Origin of the sequence: Shewanella waksmanii ATCC BAA-643 (genome assembly GCF_000518805.1) — a bacterium.
GTDB lineage: Bacteria > Pseudomonadota > Gammaproteobacteria > Enterobacterales > Shewanellaceae > Shewanella > Shewanella waksmanii.
The window spans coordinates 1-13,654 of sequence record NZ_JAEH01000030.1 but is presented as its reverse complement, the minus strand read 5'-3'; the positions used below and the strand labels follow the sequence as shown (position 1 = coordinate 13,654).

General features: G+C 45.3%; 7 protein-coding genes. All 7 read right to left on the bottom strand.

Annotation, left to right across the window (positions count from 1 at the left end):
* Positions 1-435 precede the first annotated feature (435 nt).
* The gene (locus L865_RS0112875) at positions 436-2,358 is read right to left on the bottom strand and encodes a bifunctional diguanylate cyclase/phosphodiesterase (RefSeq protein ID WP_028773630.1); all 1,923 of its coding nucleotides are present in this window, start codon (positions 2,356-2,358) and stop codon (positions 436-438) included.
* Between the two features lie 7 nt (positions 2,359-2,365).
* Positions 2,366-3,073, bottom strand: coding sequence for a transglutaminase-like cysteine peptidase (locus L865_RS0112870; RefSeq protein ID WP_028773629.1), 708 nt, complete (start codon positions 3,071-3,073; stop codon positions 2,366-2,368).
* A gap of 18 nt (positions 3,074-3,091) precedes the next feature.
* Positions 3,092-3,700 (bottom strand): OmpA family protein, encoded by a 609-nt coding sequence (locus L865_RS0112865; RefSeq protein ID WP_028773628.1) that lies wholly within the window; start codon positions 3,698-3,700, stop codon positions 3,092-3,094.
* Positions 3,697-5,112 (bottom strand): TolC family outer membrane protein, encoded by a 1,416-nt coding sequence (locus L865_RS0112860; RefSeq protein WP_028773627.1) that lies wholly within the window; start codon positions 5,110-5,112, stop codon positions 3,697-3,699. The genes L865_RS0112865 and L865_RS0112860 overlap by 4 nt, the downstream gene beginning before the upstream one ends.
* Before the next feature lie 29 nt (positions 5,113-5,141).
* Positions 5,142-6,524 (bottom strand): HlyD family type I secretion periplasmic adaptor subunit, encoded by a 1,383-nt coding sequence (locus L865_RS0112855; RefSeq protein WP_028773626.1) that lies wholly within the window; start codon positions 6,522-6,524, stop codon positions 5,142-5,144.
* Entirely contained in the window at positions 6,517-8,697 is a 2,181-nt protein-coding gene (locus L865_RS0112850) for a type I secretion system permease/ATPase (RefSeq protein ID WP_028773625.1), read from the bottom strand. The genes L865_RS0112855 and L865_RS0112850 overlap by 8 nt, the downstream gene beginning before the upstream one ends.
* Before the next feature lie 100 nt (positions 8,698-8,797).
* Positions 8,798-13,654 (bottom strand): beta strand repeat-containing protein (locus L865_RS23695; RefSeq protein ID WP_051484589.1); only part of this gene is annotated, 4,857 nt, incomplete at its 5' end.

The following is a 13,654-nucleotide window of genomic DNA, read 5'->3' as shown; positions in this document are numbered from 1 at the left end:
GATGAAAAAGCCCTTCGATAATTCGAAGGGCTTTTTTGTATCCAAGCTATAATGCCGAGTTTCAATATCATACCAATCAGTATAAACATTGAGTCACCGAGCGAGAGTTTCGCGGTTCTGAGACAAAGTCATTAAATGCTCCTCGGTAACTGCTCCAGCGTTACTCTACCTCCTATATCCTTATAGTCGTGCATTAATGACATTCACCGCATCCATGCGGCTTGCAACGAGTGAAGAGCATAGTGGTTCTACGGTTCAGCTCGTTAACACTGCATCAGCTATTCGCTTTGAACTCGTTTGCCAACAATCGCGCTGAGTCGATCAAATTCTTATACTGATTGGTATAAGTGCTCAAGTCGTCCTTAGCGACTATCTTGCTTGCTGCCTTGTTGGCTCGGCATCACGATGACTGCTCACGCGATGCCTAGCTTATTGCTATAACTCGATTTTCTCTGGTGGGGTGATAAAGCCCATATAAGCATCGGTTTTTAATGGCTCAAATCGTTTAAGCTGCTGCTCTTCTTGGATACCAGTGACGATGATTTGGATGTCGAGTCCTCTGGCAACGTTCACAAGTGCTCGGCATAGCTCACTGCTGTGTTGGCTTTCGTCATAATACGCGAAAGATTGATCCAGCTTGACGTATGTCGGCCTAAGTGACTGCAGGTATGCCATTGAGCCAAATTGGCGACCGAAATGATCGATACCAAAGTGGGCGCCGCTGTCACGGATAATGGCACACAAGGCCTCACAGGCTTCAGGGTCGCTATAGATACCGGCTTCGGGTATGTCAAAGCACATTCGCTCAGCCAATGGCGTAGTGCGCAAGAACTGTTTCAACCAGTCATGGAAGCTCAGGTCACTTAGACTTTGGAAGGTCAAATTAATGGCGATGGGCTCATAATTACGGTCTAACAGGTGCTTTTCATTTACGGTTTCAATTAAACTTCTATCTAACATTGAGCCTAATGACAGCAATTCAACATAGGGCATAAACTGGCCGGCATGGATAACTTTATCGCCAATCGTTACCTGGCAATAGAGTTCACGCTGAACCACGCCTCTGTTGCCATTAAATTGTACCGGTTGCCATTTGAATTGGAATTTTTTGGTCGAGATGGCCTTACCCAAATGCTCGCGCCATTGCTCGCGGGTAAACAGTTGTTTTTCATTGGTCTCAAACCAATGGAATACTTTGTTTTCTTGGATAGCTTTTTGTTGGGCATTATCGGTTTGTGCCAAAATGTCAGATACGGTCATTTGTCCTAAACGCTCTGCCAGACCAATGGCAAAATTCTCATTTGGCTTGCAGCCAGCTTTCGACATCTCTTGATTTACGGTGCGAATAAGACTCTGTAGATATTTGCTGGTCTGTTCATGCTCTGCACTGGGTAGCAGGAAAGCAAACTCATAGGCCGCAATTCGGGCAATGATAGAGGGTGCGACGCCATCTAAGTGTTGGGTCATTTTCTCAGACAGTAAGCGAATGGTCTCATCACGCACTTGGTAGCCATACTTACTGTGCACTTCTTCCAGCCAATCAAACTTAGCCAGTAGCAAAGCACCGTTTGAAGGCTCGCTTAACCAGCTGTTTATTTGGCCCATCATGTATTGGCGGTTCGGCAATCCAGACACTTGGTCTACCAAGTTTTTCTTACGCAGCTCGGTGACTTCTTCATCTAGTGAACTAAAGACCTGCTTAAGCTGTTGTGACATGCTATTAAAGGCGGTCACCACAGATTTTAATTCAGAGGTTTTTGGGATATCGAGTTCAGGGCCAAATTTGCGTTGCGCAATATCCTTTGCGTGTTCAGCGATATCATGTAGGGGTTTAAGTATCCACGATAACCCAACTCGGGCGAGTACAATGGCAAGTAAAAACAAAATAGCGAACACCATAATCGCGTTGCTCATGGTACGCCATAGCTCATGGTAGCCAAAACCAGGGTGCGCTGTAATTTCAAGGCGGGCTAACTGGATCCAGCCAGAGGTAATCACGCTTTCTTTTTTAATGGTTTTGAAAAAGCCTAAATCAATAAACCATTGCGGTACGCCGTCGATTTCTATTGGATTTTGCCAAACTTGCTGTTTGCCATCGACTAACCAGGTCAGCTTAACTTGCTGATAATAGCCACCTTCAAAAATGACATTAATCAGTGTCTCAGCGCCAACAATATCTCCGGCTTCTAAGTCAGGGACGAGCATAATGCCTAAGCTATGGCTGGTGTTATTTAAATCAGATTCCATTTGCTTAGTAAGGAAGTTTTGGGTCTCGGTAAATTGCACGTAACCTAAGCTCGCAACAACCACTAAGAACAAACCAAACAACAACGAGTATATCTGTCGAAACAGTGTCATTTCCTAACTACTCCAATCTTAATATAGGCATACGCAAGCGCTCTACGCCTAATCTGTCTTTGAGTTCGTTCCATTTAGCGAGCCGCTTTGAAGAGCCCGCTAGAACACCTCGTCCTTTTTCTTTGTTAAGCCATAACTGTCGACCGTTGAAACTGTACACTGGAATGAGATCAGTGCGCTGTGTTGCCGGCTTAATTTTTCTATCTAAATTGTCTAAAACTAAAGGGATGGCCCCAGGAGTTTCGTAGTACGCCAATACCATATGGTATTGATTAACACTGGTGGCCTTAACCATAGTGATGCGTAACTTATCTTCAGGTAGACCCAGTTGCAGCAAAGTGAAGTATTTTGCAATGGAGAAGTCTTCACAATCACCGCCATTGACGCCAATAAACTCCATAGGAGTAGCCCAATAGTTGGCTTCTCCCCAGAGTTTGATGTCATCCACAAAGCGAAAAAGGTTAAAAAAGTTATTCACTTTAGTGACCTTATCGATTTCGCTCAGTGTTTTTGCTTCTTCTAAAACGTTGAACCAGGCATTAACACGTTTACCCGCGCGTTCACCATAACGAGACTCTAACGTTGTTATGATATGACTGGCATCAAGTTCTTGTGTCGGAGAAGCATAAAGACATGATATGCCTAAAGTCAGTGCCACTAAGCTCAGCTGGCAAACTTTCTTTGACTGACTATATAGGCGCAATCTAGTTTTCATGTTCTCCGACTATTTTCATTATTTCACTTCTTCATCAACGGTATAAATATGCCATTTCATATCTGCACTTGTATCCGTACCGGTCACCTCGGCAATCACGCGGCGATTACGCTTGTGTGCCATGGGGGTATGGGTAGGATCAACTGGTCGATCATAGCTATATCCAATAGCGGTGAGTCTATCTGATGCGATATCAAATCGCTCTGACAGCGCTGCAATCACCGCGTTGGCCCTATTTTGAGATAAGGCTAGGTTATGATCATATGACCCCGTTTTACTACAATGACCTTCAATGGTCACCTTAGTATTGGGGTATTGACGCATAAATACCGCAATTTGCTCAACTTGGTCGTAATATTGGTCATCAATAAAATACGAGTCATTCGCGAACAAGATTTTCAGCTCATGACGCTCGTTGATGGGGGCAACTTTACCGCAGCCATAATTATCAATGGTGGCACCCATGACTGTATCGTTACAGCGCTCTCGAGCCACAATGACACCGTCACGATCGTTATCATTAAGGTCATGTACTTGAGAGGTTGATTGGTCCATCGTGACCACGTCTCGCATTGAGCAACCGCTGATGATGGTCATACCTATGAGTAAGGTGGTTAACGTCTTCATTGTGGCACTCCTCCTTCATAATTACGCTCGCCAGCCCAAACATCAGGCGCGGTGACACGTAATGATTCAAGTAAACGCCCGGTAGCGTTCAAGATTCGGTACTCTGCAATAATCTCATCGTACTCGGTTTCTAGGTAGTCCTTGCGTGCTTCAAAGAGTTCGTTTTCGGTATCAAGTAAATCAAGCAAAGTGCGTTGGCCTAAATTAAATTGTTGGCTATATGCAACTTGGGTGTCTTTTGCTGCAACCACATGATCACGAATAAAGGCCTTTTGTGGAGCCAATAACTCATAGGCGTTCCAAGCTAAGTTAACACCTTCAACAACTTGGCGATGGGCCCGTTGACGGATCTCTTTAGCTTCTCCGACCTTATAAGCCGCTTCTTTCTCTCTGGCTAAGTCTTTACCACCGGCAAACAAGTTGTACTTGAGTCGCACCATCGCGACGAGGTCATTGCTATGACCGCCAACATTCTGTGATGCAAACTGTGAGTAGCCATCTTCGCCGTCGAGGTTATTGTTCCAATTACCGTCCAGCTCTAAGGTTACTGTTGGATAGTAGTTAGATTGCGCTGAAGAACGCTCATTTTGCGCCGCCATAATATCACTAGAAGCAGACTTCAAAATGGGGTGATTGTCCTGCGCTAGGGTGACGCTGCTATCGAGATCGACCGGTAGCATTTCATCATCAGGCACAGGCACAATGAGTGCTTCTGGCTGTTGTTCAACAATGCGAACAAATTGCGCCTTGGCATCAAAAAAGTTATTTTTTGCTGAAATGAGGTTGGCGTTTGCACGGGCTAAACGGCCGGTAATTTGCGACAAGTCGGCAATAGAACCTAGACCTGAGTCAGTGCGTTGCTTGATTTGATCATAAATCTCTTTATGGCTATTAAGGTTTTTCTCGGCAAGCTTTAACACCTGTTCGGTACGAATGTAGTTGACGTAGACCTTAGCAACATCGAGCGCCATATCTTCAGCCGCAGCAAACAGTGCCCACTGCTCAGCACTGGCTTCGAAGCTATATCGATCAACTTCACTGGCAGTATAAAAACCGTCAAATAGCATCTGTTTGATACTAAAACCGGCTTCGCCTCTTTCAAGCTCAATTACACCATCCTCGTCGACATCACCTTGATTGGCTTTACGGCGAGTGGATGGACTATTGGTTTGCTCCCAACCATAACCTGCTGAAATATCAACGGTAGGCATATAACCCGCAATGGCTTGGTTGACCTGTTCTTCACGTGCTTTAAATCGATTAAAAGCAATACGAATTTCAGGATTGGTGTCGAGTGTATGGGCAACAGCTTGCTCCAGTGTTTGACTGGATGCGGTTGTTGGTATCATCAGCGCGCTTATCGCCAGCGCAATAGCACTTCCTTTTAGTTGTTGAACAGTTTTCATGTTCATGGTTAACCCCCCTGGTTAGATCCGTGAGTTTAGCGCTCACGAAGAGCCGTATCTTTGGCTCTTAAAATTGGATTAAGTATGTACTCCAGAACAGATCTCTGCCCAGTAATGACATCTACCGAAGTTAACATTCCCGGTATAATTGGCATCTGGGTTCCATCGTCTTTCGTCAAACTTGATAATTCAGTTCTAACCCTTACAAGATAGAAACTGTTTCCCTCTTCGTCCTGTGTTGTATCGGCACTAATGTGCTCCACAACGCCGTCTAATCCCCCATATCGGGTGAAGTCATAGGCCGTAACCTTGACCACGGCGGGTAAGCCAGGATGTAAAAAAGCAATATCTTTAGGTATGATTTTAGTTTCAATTAGCAGCTGGTCTTCTGAGGGCACAATTTCAATAATATCGACACCTGGTTGCACAACGCCGCCAAGTGTATTGATATGAACAGTTTTTATTGTGCCGTTAACAGGCGACACTATTTCAGCTTTGCTAACCTTATCTTGTGCGCCTACCTGAGCTTCGCTCATTCGAGACAGTTTAGTTTGCATGTCATTAAGTTGCGTACGTGCTTCTGCTGCAAATACAAATACAGCTTCTCTACGTTTTAATATCGCTTCATCTTGAGATGCTTTAACTTTCGGTCTTAGTAGACGCAGTGTGGCAAGTTCTCCTCTTATATCGTTTACGGTTCTTTCTAGTTTGAGCAATTCAACTTCCGGCACGATACCCTTTTCCGCCAACGGGCGGGTAAGTTCAAGTTCACGTGACACAAGTTGAAAACTGGTGGTCAAAGTACTTATTTTAGACGCTAATTCTTGAGTTTCCTGCTGACGTTGCTGAATTTGTCTAGCTAAAATCTCTAATTGGTTACTGAGGTTATCCAGTCTGCCAGCGTATTCTTCAGATTGACGGCGGGTGAGATCCGGTTGATCTTGAATCAAGGCGCTGGGGAATTGCAGTGGTATTTTGGCTATCTTGACCTGCTGCCGCCAGTCAGCCGCCATGTCAGAAATGGTGATGCTATTGAGTTCTGCACGCAGGCGAATCACGTTTGCCCGCAAGCTATCTACTTCTTGCTCTTGTTGCGCAAAATCAGAACGGAAGCGGGTATCATCAATGCGCACTAGAGGCTGCCCTTTAGTGACTAACATGCCTTCTTGCACATACAATTCTTGCATGATGCCACCATCTAGGCTTTGAATGACTTGCACTTGAGACGAGGGGATAACTTTGCCCATACCTGTGGTGACTTGGTCAAGCTCAGCTAAATAGGCCCAAATTGTAAAGCAAATAGCCATAGCAAATAGCGCCCATATAATCAGCCTATGACTGGTTGGGGCGTCAGTCATCATCGCACCATAGATATCATCAACCATATCTAAATCGTGGGTAGTGAGATGCTTACTCATGACTTTTTCCTCCAGAAATTAATCCTTTGGAGAGTTTGTCGAGTACCTCAGCTTTAGGACCATCAGCGACCAAATGGCCACGATCAAGTACGATAATGCGATCAACCAAGTTAAGCAGGTGCATTTTATGGGTGATCAGCAGTAGCGTTCGGTCTTTGCTGACATTTTTCATTGCATGAATGAATTGCTTTTCTGCGCGGGCATCTAAACTGGCTGTAGGCTCATCCATCAGCAATACTGGCGGATCGTTTAATGTCGCCCTAGCTAGTGCAACAGTCTGTCGTTGACCACGTGACAATGACTGGCCACCTTCGCCAACTTGAGTATCTAATCCTTCGGTTTCTATATCGGTAAATTGATAAACACCAGACAGTTGTACGGCGCGGATAAGTTGGTGCTCAGTGACCTGTCGCGTCCCAAATAAAATGTTATCTCGAATAGAGCCGTGAAATAGGGTGATATCCTGCGGGAGATAGCCGAAATTGCGCCTAAGATCGGTTGGATGTATTTGCGCTGAATCTAAGCCGTCATAACGTAAACTGCCTTTAGTCGGTTGGAATAAGCCGACCAAGAGCTTGGCTAAGGTACTTTTTCCCGAACCGTTACGACCAATAATGGCAACACGCTCGCCGGGTTCAATCTTAATACTCAGCGGATGTAAAACCGGCTTTTCTGTGCCTGGGTAATTAAAGCCGATATGATCGGCGTTCAACTGACCTTTTAAACGTTGCTTGCTGACCAAGTGACCTTTGTTTTCGAATTCATCCTCTTCAGTCATGATTTGATCAAGCTGCCTTAAGGCGCTGGCAGTATGATTACCGCGGGTCATTAACCCGGCAAGTTGCGCCATAGGTGAAATAGCTCGGCTCGATAAAATAACCGCAGCAATGATGCCACCCATAGATATTTCATTATCCGCTACCCGATAAACCCCTAAAATTACGACACAGACAACAGATAGTTGTACGGTAAAATTGGCAATGTTGTTGACGGAAGTTGATAGCTTTTTAGACTTGAGCTGCCAGTTTGCGGTGTGGCCGATCATGTGTTGCCAACTTTTTTGCACTAATCCTTCTGCGCCACTCGATTTGATTGATTCAAGTGATGCCAGTGATTCAATTAAGTGACCATGTTTTAAACTGGCGTATTTGTTACTTTCTTCTATTGCTGCTTTGAGTCGAGGCTGCACGGCTAAGGTGTAGGCGATAATGATGATACTGCCCACTAAAGGTATAAGCGCTAAATCACCGGCAACAACATAGATTACTAACATGAAAAATGCCGCAAACGGCAAATCGACTAAGGTAGTGATAGTGGCAGAGGTAAGAATTTCACGAATACTATCAAATTCGCCAAGTTGCCGAGCCATGCCGCCAACGCTAGGGGAGCGTTTTGCTAGTGGGATACCAATGGCTTTGGCGAACAATCGGGATGAAACAATGATATCAACTTTTTTGCCAGCCACATCGATGAGGTATGCCCTAAGCTGTCTCATGATTAAGTCGAATATGTAAGCGATGCCAGCACCGATAGCTAACACCCAAAGTGATTCGAAGGCTAGGTTGGGTACCACTTTGTCGTACACATTCATAATGAACAGCGGCGATACCAGTGCAAACAAGTTGACGAGTACCGAGGCGATGAGTGCATCGCGGTATATGGGGGCTGAATCTTTTAACGTTTGTAGCAGCCAGTGGCTCTGAGTATCGTGCTGATGTAAATCAAAACCCATATCGCCACGGTATTGCTGTTTAACTAAAAACAGGTAACCGACATACAGGGCTTCTAACTCTTCGAGTGACAGAATTTCTTCGCCACCGGTTTCTGGCATTTGTACCACAGCCCGGTCATTGTCGATATCCAATTCACGTAATAAGCAGGCTTTTTGATCTTTAAGCAGTAAAATGCAAGGTAAAAAAATCCCTGATATTTGGTCTAACCCTTTACGGGTTAGTTTGGCTGTAAGTCCGGCGCGGCCGGCAGCTTGTGGAACTAAGTCTGGCGAAAGGACGGTGCCGGACAACGGTAAACCCGCTGCAAGAGATTCACTCGAACAGGGGCTGCCGAAATATTCAGTCAAAAGCACTAGACTGTCTAACAAGGGGTCAACATTCACACGTTGTGATGCCGAAATTGTCCATTGTTCAGTTTTTTGAGACGCTGACGCGGTCATCTTAAAAACTTATCCTTAAGATTTTATTATATATTTGTAACTGAATTATTAATCAAAATGGCCTGTATTGCTACAGGCCATTGTTCAAATAGCATATTTTCTACGGAATCATATGCTGGATGTTATCGTCATTATCATTACTTGATGGATTGTTCTCAGTTGCAGAAAATGCTTGTTGAGCGTTATTTGTGGCAACACCATCAACTATTAATGGACCATCACCGTTATTGCCCAATAAGCCATTAATAATAGCTGCGTCACTATTGCCATAAGCGGTTTCTAAGTTCACACCATCCAATACAATTTCCTGGTCAATACTGCCATCGTTGTTAGCGTCGATCTTAATTGTGGTGGTATTCCCGACCGTTTCAAAGCTGAGATAATCCGCAAGGTTGCCGGTATTCTCGCCTTGGAGCAGGTCGCTTAAATCTAGCTTATCGTTGCTTAAATCAAAGTCAGTAATGCGATCTTCACCCGTGTCTCCTTCATGCCAAATAAAGGTATCAACATCGGTATCGGCTACGCCTAATTCACCACCTGTTAGAGTATCGTCGCCTAATCCACCAATTATGGTATCAGCTCCGTCACCACCAATAAGTGTATCGCTACCACCTTGACCAAATAGCATATCGCTACCGTCGCCACCCGATAATGTATCGCCACCATCATCGGTACGCGATATATCAAACTCATCCGGGTTAGCAAGGACATAGTCATGGACATCTTTAACAGATAGAGACTCTGGCGTTACGGATAGCTGCAATGCCACATATTTTTGTAGCGCTGCATAACCCTGACCGTCAACATTGTCGGCAGAGAACTCGACTAAGTCACCAAAGATAATGTCATTACCGTCACCACCATCTACCGTATCATCACCCTGAACCAGAAGTTGTTCAGAACCAAGGATGATAGCGGCTAAATCAGAGACATTAATATTGCTCAGCGCATTACCGTCGGAGTCATAAGGGTTAAGATCATCAAGATCAATGCCCGAACCTAGTCCAAGCGCTTCTACCTCAGATAAGTTACTCAATACCGTAAACGCGGCTTGCGCTTCTGAAGTAGAGCCTGAGTCGCTGGTAATATATGACACAAAGTAATCACCATTAACATCAGTGCGTAGTGTACCCACTTGATAACTTTCCCACTCGCCATCATCGCGATACCAATAATTGATATTGCCATACTCATCTACGATGGTGCGATTGTTGTACTTCAATTCCTGACCTGGTTGGTAGCCAGCGATTAGCTCATTCAAATAGACGTTGTTACCTTGACCTGGTCCGTTGTATACCATGACTTCATCAAGATCTTTGTCAATAGTATGGTTATTTGGCTTACCATCTGTAATGAAGTAAGTCAGGTTAGTTCCATCATTGGTCGATGCTGAACCATTGTTAAACCAATCGATTGCCGTTTCAAAGGCTGATTCATAGTTAGTCCGGCCGCCACTGCTCATGGTATCCAGAATATTACCGAGAACGGTCAGAGCGTTACTGTCAGCAAGATTAACGGCAACATTAGCTTTTGTTCCAGTGTCAAAGTCGACAAGTAGAATATTTACAATCCCTGACGAGCCTTGACCTACACTGGCTTTAAGGGTGCTGAACACAGTGGCCAGCTCAGTTTTTGCTGTACTGACGTTGCTGCTGCCCATACTGCCCGAGGTATCGACGATAAAGGCGATATTGTAATTTTCACCTTGAACAATCTGTATACCTGTGGTGTCGCCAACAATTAAATCGTTGCCATCTCCACCATCAATGACATTGTCGCCATCGGTGCCATCTTCATATTCGTAGGCACGAATCGAAATTCCGACACCCGTAGTTGTAGTCGTGGCGTTACCATTGCTGCCTTCAGTGCTGGTAACACTGATGTTCATGGTAAACTCTTGAGCACCAGAGTAGTCTTCAGGCACTTGCAGTTTCAGTCCGACTAACTCTGCTTGAGTCAATGTCCAGGTGTTGGTTGCAACATCATAGCTACCGGCTGAAAGTACCAGACCGGCAGGAATATCAGTGATTGTGATATCAGAGAGTGATTCACTACCATCGGTATCAGCTAAGTCCGCGGAAATATCTAATGCTATCTCTTTGGTTTGCACTTGCGTAACTGAACCATCTGGATTGACTTGATAAATACCATCAGCAAATACCAGACGTTCAACTTCATACAAATGGTCTCCGGCTTCTAAATCAGCTGTATTGACCGAGCTTGCATCAATATTACGGCTATCGTTAATAAGCAGGTATGGCGTCACAGCATGGTCGTAATGATTGGTAATGGTGTAGTCGGCAAAGTTACCTGTGTAGAACGCGGTATCGGTACCCGCACCACCATATATTGAGTCATTCTGACCGCCACCAACAAAAATATCATTGCCAGCGCCGCCAAGTAAGTTATCTGCTAAGTTGCCGCCAATTAATATATCATCGCCGCTGCCAGCTTCTAGCACAGAGGTATCATTGACATCACTATTGGAGATAAAGTTGTTGTCTGTTGAGCCACTTACAGATACTGCGCGTCCAGAATGCACATTGTCGACATTGACACCAAATACTGTGTCTCCAGCTTGAACATTGCCAGGTACGGTCGTATCAATAGGTGCTTTATCAATCCATACTAGATCGCCAGCTGATGCATTGAGGAGTGGGCTATCGGCTCGAGCATCAATATTGATGGTCATTGAAGACTGGTTGCTGTCTGAAGTACCATCTGTTGCTACATAATCAAAGCTTGCTAGTGCATCGCCGCGATTGCCAAGACCACCTAGCGTGCCGTCAGCTTGGTCTTCTGCAGGCATAAAGCGCACATGACCATCATCAAACATCACTGATGTTAGTAGCATGCCTACCGTAACTGATTGCCATGTTGAGCCATTGTAATACTGCAACGTACCATTTGCTGCCAGTGGTAAGTTGACAGCCTTAATTGACATGTCTGCTTTGGCTGTATCGCTGTCAGTGACATTAAAGTCACTCCATTGAAGTATCAATGCTGTATCTTCAATGCCATCTGCTGTTCCGTCAGTGGTAACAGGCATAGCATCCACTTTTGGTGTTACAGAGAAGTGGCCAAGGCTATTATCGCCATCACCATCAGTAGCAACCACATTAAAGTCAATAGCGCCATCAGATGGGGCTGACATTGCTTGGTACTGGAAGAACTCCCATTGGCCTGTTGCAGGGGTAAATTCTACTTTAAAGATTAAGTCACCACCGGCGGTTTGACCCAACAAGGTATTATCTGTTTGGGTGATAATAATCGCCTCACCGCTTGCAGTGGTTAAGGCATTTTCATCACTACCTGCAAATGCTAGTGAGCCAAATCCGTCTGCGCCCCACTCTACATCGACATTACCAGAAGCATAGCCAATAGCTTGATCGGTTACCCCGAGGAACTCGATAGAGGTGATGGTGAAATCACTATTGTCATCATCGTCATTAAGACCATTATCTGTTGCTCTAATAACTAATTGATCAAAGCCGCCTTCTAATACTTCAAATAAGGCTGCATAGTCGCCGTCTGATGCATCGGAGCTAAAGGTTTGGCTAGCTATCAATTGACCATCACGGTAGAAGTCGACTACTCCCACTTCTAACTCGCCACCAAACATGGCAGAGAATTCCATCTTGATGCCATAAGCTACGGTGCCAGGGTCTAGAGTGATGACGATTTCTTCTGACGCTGATGAACCATCTGCAAATTCGCGGAAATCCACTTCGTTAGAGATATTGTGGTAAGGCGAATCGACACTGTTCACCCCGATTCCGCTGCTACTTCTATTTACCTGCGCAGCAACTAATGTCGAGTCTGTTGCAGAGGTAAAACCACGTGCGGTGACGGTAAAACCGTCAAAATCAAGGGAGTTGTGGTTGCTGTTTGATCCTGTAAACGAGAACTCACCTGTCAGTGTGTCAGGAATGTTATCGTCACTCACTACTACAGGCGCAGCATCTGTTACTTCAGGTGCATCATCTTCAACTGTTACAGTAAAGCTACTTGATGACGTGCCACCATTACCATCATCGACGTTGATACCTATGGTGATTGGTAAATCATCTTCTTCGGTCGTATCTGGGTGGTCGATAGGCGCAAGAATATTAACGGTATAATTCCACACATCAGGGCTGGCATTGGTAGGTGATGTAAGTGCCACTGTCATAACAGCAACATAGTCACTTTCGCCAATCGTACCGACGTAACCTGTTAGTGTTCCGTTATCCCATGACCATTGCAGCTCTACACCACCAGAGTATATTCCGGCTGGTCCCGTTAGTTCAACAGTGACTGCATCGCCATCGGCATCGGTGATAGTGACTGAGCCTGTAGCCTGAACGTTATCAGTGGTGTCGTCGTCCCCAGTGTTATCGATTAGACCATCTGCTAGACCTTCTTCTGATACTGTACTGTTAGTTGGGTTTTGAATAACAGGAGCATTGTTCTCAACAACCACATCTTGAGTAGCTTGAGCACTATTGCCTGCAGCATCAGTAACTGTGGCTGTGACGGTATAGGTTCCATCGGCCAGGACAGTACCTTGCAAGTCAACACTCCAGTTGCCTTGTGCATCAATAACTAGACCGTTACCAACTGTATATTCAGTCCCTTCAATATTGACGACGAGTACATTTCCAGGTTCCATTTCAACAGTACCGAAGAAAATCAGAGTGTTGTCATTGGTATTAAAGTCACCAGCTATGCCTGTATCGTTCGTTATACCGGTAATCGCGACAGTAGGCGCGGTTTCATCGGCAACGGTGGCGGTATCGCTACCAGGGCCGGAGGTGTTGCCGGCTAAATCGGTTTGCGTGGCGGTCACGGTGATGGTGCCACCTTCGCCTGGCGCGGTTTCCGTCCAGCTGATGATCCCGGTGTTGGCATCGTAGCTAAAGCCGGTGGCCGGATCGCCATTGAGGAACTGCAGTGCGCCATTGACCAGCTGCAATTC

What these genes read in the sequence shown, in the direction of transcription:
- L865_RS0112860 (WP_028773627.1), bottom strand. Translation starts at nt 5,112, where the DNA reads ATGAACATGAAAACTGTTCAACAACTAAAAGGAAGTGCTATTGCGCTG.
- L865_RS0112855 (WP_028773626.1), bottom strand. Translation starts at nt 6,524, where the DNA reads ATGAGTAAGCATCTCACTACCCACGATTTAGATATGGTTGATGATATC.
- L865_RS0112850 (WP_028773625.1), bottom strand. Translation starts at nt 8,697, where the DNA reads ATGACCGCGTCAGCGTCTCAAAAAACTGAACAATGGACAATTTCGGCA.
- L865_RS0112875 (WP_028773630.1), bottom strand. Translation starts at nt 2,358, where the DNA reads ATGACACTGTTTCGACAGATATACTCGTTGTTGTTTGGTTTGTTCTTA.
- L865_RS0112870 (WP_028773629.1), bottom strand. Translation starts at nt 3,073, where the DNA reads ATGAAAACTAGATTGCGCCTATATAGTCAGTCAAAGAAAGTTTGCCAG.
- L865_RS0112865 (WP_028773628.1), bottom strand. Translation starts at nt 3,700, where the DNA reads ATGAAGACGTTAACCACCTTACTCATAGGTATGACCATCATCAGCGGT.